We start from the raw sequence: 3,229 nt of genomic DNA, 5'->3' as shown, positions 1-3,229 counted from the left end.
CCAAGGAGTTGGGACTAGTGGTTGTCTTCCTAAGACCGCTTGGCCTCCGACTTCCCGGCGGCCGTGCCCGGCCCGGAGCAGCTCGCGGACGCGACCGCCGCGCTGCGGCGACAGGACACGGCGAGCCTGGGCACAGTCCGCCCCGCGACCGGTGGTGTGGACACGATGGCACTGCTCGAGCAGGCCCGATCCCGGCGGCGACCCGTGCGTCTGGGCTATGTCGACGCGAACGGCACCGCGACGCAGCAGATCGTGGTGCCGATGCTGATCCGGCACGGCCAGCTGACGGCGCGGACCGAGGACGGTGCCCCGCAGGTCTTCTCACTGCACCGGGTCACCGACGTCGCCGACGTCCTACAGTGATCCGCCGACCACGACGATCCGCCGAGGGCGACCCGCCGACAGACCTCGGACGCGCCCGCACAAGGTCAGCGCTGCACCAGGCAGAGCACCACATCGGCGGGCGTGAGCGCGGGATTCGAGTTGCGCACCCACGTCGTGGTGCAGTCGGCGGATGACGAGACCCGCGCCGACACCCGATAGTTGGCGCCGGGATCGGTGCACGGCACCACCGTGAACCCGGTGACAGCCCGGTCGGCCGACGTGACGTGTGCGCAGTCACCGACACTCGCCGAACGCACGGCCGCCGCAGCCGCTGCCGTGGGGTCGAGGGTGGGGGTCTCGGTCGCCGGGGCGCCGACGGTGTCGGGCGCCCGCGCGGCCTGCGTAGCCGACCCGCCGCCCAGCACGCCGTAGTGCGCCAGCGCCACCAGGATCGCGGCGACCACCGCCGCCACCGCGACCCCGGCGAGCACCGGTACCGTCTTCGACGTCGACTTCGGTCCCGACGGCGGGCCTGCCGGGTAGTGGCCGTAGCCGTGCCGGTCGGGTGCGTCCCCTGCGGGGCGGTCGCCGAACCCTCCGGCCGGGTGAACGCCCGGCGGCGGCCCGCCCGGTCCCGCGGGCCCGATCGGGCGCAGGTGGGTCGGCGCGAACAGGTCCCGGTCGCCCGATCCGACGTCGAGCGCCCGCGAATACGCCTGGCCGCCCGGCGGCAGCACGCGGTTGGGCCCACCGGGGACGGCGGCCTTGGGCGTCAGGTCCGTCGGCGGCTCGGGCGAGCCGTACGCGTTGGGCAGCCACTCCGTCGGCGGCTCGGGACCGCCGGCACCCGGTGGGTGGGGGCCGATCCCGGTCCGGGCGGTGTCGGGCGCGGGGGCGAACACGTACGTGGGGTCCTCGGACCACCCGGAGGTCGGCCGCCGCCCGAAGGTCGACTGGTCGGGGGTGCCACCCGACTGCTCCCCATCCATCCGTCTCGGCCTTCCTCGAGTCTGAGCCGCAGCACCGGCTCGAATCCTTCGATTGTTCCCAGATCGAGCCTACGACGAAACCTCGACTGAAGCAGGGCCCGTCCGACGCGGTGCCCGCCGCCGCGCGATGCTTGTCGCCATGACCACGCCCCGCATCGCCGTCATCGGCGGCACCGGCCTGTACCGCTTCCTCGACGGAGACGTCGTCGAGCACGAGGTCGACACCCCGTACGGACCACCGAGTGCGCCGGTGTCGGTAGGCACCGTGGCGCTCGGCGATGGCGCGGCGCGCAGCGTCGCGTTCCTCCCCCGGCACGGGCGCCACCACGAGTTCGCGCCGCACACCGTGCCCTATCGCGCCAACCTGTGGGCGCTGCGCAGCCTGGGCGTGCGAAAGGTGTTCGCGCCGTGTGCCGTCGGCTCGCTCACCCGCGAACTGCCGCCGGGCACGATCGCGGTGCCCGATCAGCTGGTCGACCGCACCACCTCCCGCGTGTCGACGTACTTCGACGGCCCCGCCGTCCACGTCGGGTTCGCCGACCCATACTGCCCCGTGCTGCGCGCGGTCGCCCTGGGCTCGGACCCGAGCGTCGCGGAGGGCGGTGTGATGACGGTGATCGAAGGCCCGCGGTTCAGCTCCCGCGCGGAGTCGCAATGGTATGCGGCGCAGGGCTGGTCGCTGGTGAACATGACCGGCCTGCCGGAGGCCGCGCTGGCCCGCGAGCTCGAGCTCTGCTACGCGTCGATCGCGCTGGTCACCGACCTCGACGCCGGCGTCGAGCCGGGCGACGGCGTGCAGATGACCGACGTGCTGTCGGAGTTCGGGCGGCACGTCGGTCGGCTGACGACCACCGTCGCCGCCGCGATCGCCGCGACGGACCCCGACGCCGAGTGCGTCTGCGCCGCCGGCGGGCACGCGCTGCCGGGACCGGCCTGATCCTCCCGCCCCATAGTTCCCGTAACTCACAGGCTCGGCGAATACCGCACCACCGGGCCGCAGACCGAGCTACGGTCCGACCACATCTGTACCCAGTCGATGGAGGTCGAAGCGATGGGCCTGTCCAAGAAGGCCGGACTCGACGAGATCGCCCGCCGGGCGACTCGCACGCAGCTGGCGGCCGGCGTGTTCAGTGACGACCTCGCCGACGCGGTCCGCCGGCAGATGGAGGCCGCGACGTCGACGGCCGGTGAGCTCGGGAGTGCACTGACGAACGCCCCGGGACGGCTCGCGGAGGGGCTGACACGCGCTGGCGGCGAACTGGGCGGAGCGCTGTCCTCCCGGATCCTCGGCCTCGGCGACCGGTTGACCGGCGGTGACAAGGCTACGGGCAGGACGCCCGGACGGCCACCGTCGTCACCTTCCGCGCTCACAGCTCCCGCGCCGTCGCCCGCGACTGCGCAACCCGCAGCCGAGCCGACCGCGGCGGCCGCCGAAGCCGCGCCGACGTCGATCCCGTTGGAGGGACGGCACCGGGCGCCGACCTTCTTCCTGCACGGCGACGGTGTCGGGCACGAGACCGCCTACGACATGATCTCGAGCGAGCTGTGCCTGGACGGCAGTGCGAGGCTCAACCTCGCGACGTTCTGCTCGACGCAGATGCCAGCACTGGCGGATCGCCTGATGATCGAGACGGCGCAGAAGAACATGATCGACAAGGACGAGTACCCGCAGACGGCGGAGTTCGAGACCCGCTGTGTGAACATCATCTCGCGACTGTGGAACTCCCCCGTCGGCGAGGAGGCGGTCGGCTGCTCGACCACCGGGTCGAGCGAGGCGGTCATGCTCGCGGGCCTCGCGATGAAGTGGCGTTGGCGCGAGAAGATGCGCAAGCTCGGCAAGCCGACCGACAAGCCGAACCTGGTGACCGGGGCCAACGTCCAGGTGTGCTGGGAGAAGTTCATGCGGTACTGGGACG

Annotated in this window: 3 protein-coding genes; 2 read left to right on the top strand and 1 reads right to left on the bottom strand. The window is 72.6% G+C overall.

Annotation, left to right across the window (positions count from 1 at the left end; genetic code table 11):
• Positions 1–428: 428 nt before the first annotated feature.
• Positions 429–1,313, bottom strand: a complete 885-nt coding sequence (locus tag ABD908_RS26915) for an LppU/SCO3897 family protein (protein WP_345001913.1) — start codon at positions 1,311–1,313, stop codon at positions 429–431.
• 139 nt (positions 1,314–1,452) lie between these two features.
• On the opposite strand from ABD908_RS26915, the gene ABD908_RS26910 reads away from it, so the two are divergent.
• Positions 1,453–2,250 (top strand): S-methyl-5'-thioadenosine phosphorylase, encoded by a 798-nt coding sequence (locus ABD908_RS26910; protein WP_425584416.1) that lies wholly within the window; start codon positions 1,453–1,455, stop codon positions 2,248–2,250.
• Positions 2,251–2,349: 99 nt separating this feature from the next.
• Positions 2,350–3,229 (top strand): pyridoxal-dependent decarboxylase (locus ABD908_RS26905; RefSeq protein ID WP_345001909.1); only part of this gene is annotated, 880 nt, incomplete at its 3' end.

Source organism: Tsukamurella soli (genome assembly GCF_039541155.1).
Classification (GTDB): Bacteria; Actinomycetota; Actinomycetes; order Mycobacteriales; family Mycobacteriaceae; genus Tsukamurella; species Tsukamurella soli.
The sequence above is the reverse complement of the archived record's forward strand: the minus strand, read 5'-3'. Positions and strand labels throughout refer to the sequence as shown.